Below are 3,060 nucleotides of genomic sequence, written 5' to 3' on the forward strand. Positions count from 1 at the left end.
TGAACGATAACGCGGGGAATCTGATGCCCAGCGGCGTTCTTGAGACCATCGCGAGCGTGCTCGCTCCTACAGTTAAAGAATCTTACTGACCGAACTGCCGCCCCAAGCCACCCGGTACACCGTGGATATCGGTCTCTTCCCACGGCCCTTTCGGGCTGATCGAGCGGCTCCAGCCGTTGTTCCAGCGGTAGTAGGTGCGCTGGCGGTAGAAGGTGTTGGGCTGATCCTCGAGCACATAGACACCCAGCTTCGGGTCCCAATGGCTGCTGCCCCCAGGCGGCGGCGCGAAGCTCGCCGAGGTGCGCGGCAGCGGCTTGGCGGGCTTGGGCGGGGCTGTCGGCGTGGTCGGCTTGCTCGGCACTGTAGTAGGTGCCGGCTTGGTACCCGGCTGCGACGGCGGGATCGGCGGCGGTGTCGGCTGCTCGGGTCGCTGGACCGCACAAGCGCTCAGCCCGAGAACGACGCTGAGCAGGGTGATACGAGCGATGGCGGTCATGACGATGCTTCCTGTTGATTCCCGGGTTTATTTATCCGGGCTGTCGATGGTGAGTGTCTGCGGCGCGGTGGTGCTGCTGGCCAGAGGCTGACTGCGTCCGATCCACTCGCCTGCCGTCGGTTGGCCGGCGCGGGAGATGCGCGCAACCAGTTGGACTTCAGGGAAGTTCGACAGTTTCAACTGCGGCATCATTGCGTCAGCATCGCCCAGTTCGACGGTTGCTGGCAGGTCAGCCACGGTCAGGCGCTTGGCCGCCAGCGGCGCGGGCGGACCCGAAGTCGCTCGGGCGAAAATGAACACGCTGTCACCCGGCTGTACTTTGGCCTTCAGGTCCGCTGCCAGATCCACCTGGACCTTGAGCAGCGCACCAGTCTTGGCTACCGCAGCAGGAGCAGGAGCCACCTTGCCGCCGCTGGCCTCCAGCTTCTCGGTGGCGCGGGTAATGCCGCCCTGCAGGGCGATGCGCGACTTGTCTTCCGGCGGCAACTGCACCATCAAGCGATTCCAGTAATCGATGGCGTCCTGATAACGCTGAGCTTCGAACGCGGCAATGCCGAGCAGCCCCAGGCTGGTGACTTCGTTAGGATCGGCTTTGAGCGCTTCATCGGTCAGCGCCTGGATCTGCTCCGACCACTTCTTGCCCTCGGCGAAATACAGAGCCTGTGCCCATTGCCCCAACAGTTCCGGCTGGCGCCCGGCGAGGTTCACGGTGCGCTCGAAGATCTTCGCCGCGTCCGCAGGACGCTCTTCAGTCATGTAGGTACGACCGAGGAAGTACAGCGCTTCGGCGGATTCCGGCTGAGCCGCGACCGCACGCTCCAGGCGCTGGGTCATTTCTTCCATCGATTTGGGCGCGTGGGAGAACTCCCGGGTCAGCTCGACTTTGTCGCTGGCACCGAAATGCAGGTACAAACCAAGACCCAGCACCGGTACCAGGATCGCCGCCAGCAACGGCGCCGGTTTGCCCAGGCGCGAAGCACGCGGCACGACAGCACCTTCGGTATCGGCGAGCAGTTCGCGCGCAGCTTCGGCGCGACCGGCCTCCATCTGCGCGGCATCGAGCACGCCTTCATCCTGCTGAGACTGCAACTCAGCCACGCGCTCCTGATACAGCGCCACGTTCAGGGCGGTACGATCCTCTTCGAGCTGGGCGCGACGGTGGCGCAGGACGGGGATCAGCAGAAAACTCAGGGCCACCAGAAGCAGCAGACCTGCAGCGAGCCAGAAATCAATCATTCTTGGTTTTTATCCAACAGTTGGTCGAGGCGCTTGCGCTCCTCGGCAGAAAGCGAGTCCGGGGTTTCGGCGCGTTGCGTGCGACGGCGGCGGACGATCACGGCGATGACCACAAAACCGCCCAACAACAGGCCGGCAGGGCCGAACCAGAGCAACGCGGTCTTGGCGTTCAGGGCAGGCTTGTAGCGGACGAAGTCACCGTAGCGGTCCACCATGAAGTCGATGATCTGCTGGTTGTCCTTGCCCTCACCGAGCATGCGGAAAATCTCTTTGCGCAGGTCGGCGGCGATCGGTGCGTTGGAGTCGGCGATGTCCTGATTCTGGCACTTGGGGCAACGAAGTTCCTTGGTCAGCTCGCGAAAACGCTCACGATCCCCTTCCTTGGCAAACTCGTAGGTGTCGATGGCGGCATGGGCCACGCCGGCCATGCTCAAGCCCAGGACCACCGCGGCGAGCCAGCGCTTCATGGCTTGGCCTCATCGACCAGCGCCTGATACTTGGCTGCCAGTTTTTCGCGCCAGACCTGCTCGTCGATCACCCCGACGAACTTGTCGCGAATGATGCCCTTGGCGTCGATGAAGAAGGTTTCCGGCGCGCCATAGACACCCAGGTTCAAGCCCAGGGTGCCGGCGTCGTCACGGATGTCCAGCTGATAGGGATTGTGGAACTCGCTCAGCCACTTCAAGGCGTCGGCGTTGACGTCCTTGTAGTTGATGCCGTAGATCACCACGCCCTTCTCGGCCAGCTTGTTCAGCACCGGGTGCTCGACCCGGCAGGAAATGCACCAGGTGCCCCACACGTTGACCAGTGCCGGTTTACCGACGATATCGGCACGGGTCAGGGTCTTGTCGCCCTGCACAGTCGGCAGGGAAAACTCCGGGAAAGGCTTGCCGATCATCGCCGACGGCAACTCGGCCGGGTCCAGGTACAGACCGCGATACAGGAAAACAGCGACCACCAGAAAAATCGCCAGCGGCAACAGCATCAACCAACGTTTCATGCAGTGGCTCCATCCATACCCAGTACTTCACGCACCCGGCTTTTTACCTTGACCCGATAACGCCGATCCAGCGCCGCCAACAACCCACCGAGACCGGTGAGCAAGCCGCCGAACCAGATCCAGCGTACGAACGGTTTGACGTGAACGCGAACGGCCCAGGCACCATCGCCCAGCGGTTCGCCCAGCGCCACATAGAGGTCACGGGTGAATCCGGCGTCGATCCCGGCTTCGGTCATGACCGAATTCTGCACGGTGTAGAGGCGTTTTTCCGGGTGCAGCACGCTGATTTCCTTGCCATCGCGGATCACCCGGATGGTGCCCTTGTCGG

General features: G+C 62.9%; 5 protein-coding genes. All 5 read right to left on the reverse strand.

Features of this window, described 5'->3' with window-relative positions:
• Nucleotides 1-82: 82 nt before the first annotated feature.
• Nucleotides 83-496 (reverse strand): hypothetical protein, encoded by a 414-nt coding sequence (locus ACW9JE_RS29865; protein ID WP_457434805.1) that lies wholly within the window; start codon nucleotides 494-496, stop codon nucleotides 83-85.
• Nucleotides 497-523: 27 nt separating this feature from the next.
• Nucleotides 524-1,732, reverse strand: a complete 1,209-nt coding sequence (gene ccmI / locus ACW9JE_RS29870) for a c-type cytochrome biogenesis protein CcmI (protein WP_224533589.1) — start codon at nucleotides 1,730-1,732, stop codon at nucleotides 524-526.
• Nucleotides 1,729-2,199, reverse strand: a complete 471-nt coding sequence (locus tag ACW9JE_RS29875) for a cytochrome c-type biogenesis protein (RefSeq protein WP_224533590.1) — start codon at nucleotides 2,197-2,199, stop codon at nucleotides 1,729-1,731. The genes ccmI and ACW9JE_RS29875 overlap by 4 nt, the downstream gene beginning before the upstream one ends.
• A complete protein-coding gene (locus ACW9JE_RS29880; protein ID WP_224533591.1) occupies nucleotides 2,196-2,732 on the reverse strand; it encodes a DsbE family thiol:disulfide interchange protein in 537 nt (178 codons plus the stop codon). Before ACW9JE_RS29880 ends, ACW9JE_RS29875 begins: the two co-directional genes overlap by 4 nt.
• On the reverse strand, nucleotides 2,729-3,060 hold a 332-nt coding region (locus ACW9JE_RS29885; protein ID WP_457434806.1), incomplete at its 5' end, for a cytochrome c-type biogenesis CcmF C-terminal domain-containing protein. The genes ACW9JE_RS29880 and ACW9JE_RS29885, both read right to left, overlap by 4 nt.

It is taken from the genome of Pseudomonas sp. SDO55104_S430 (genome assembly GCF_054070595.1).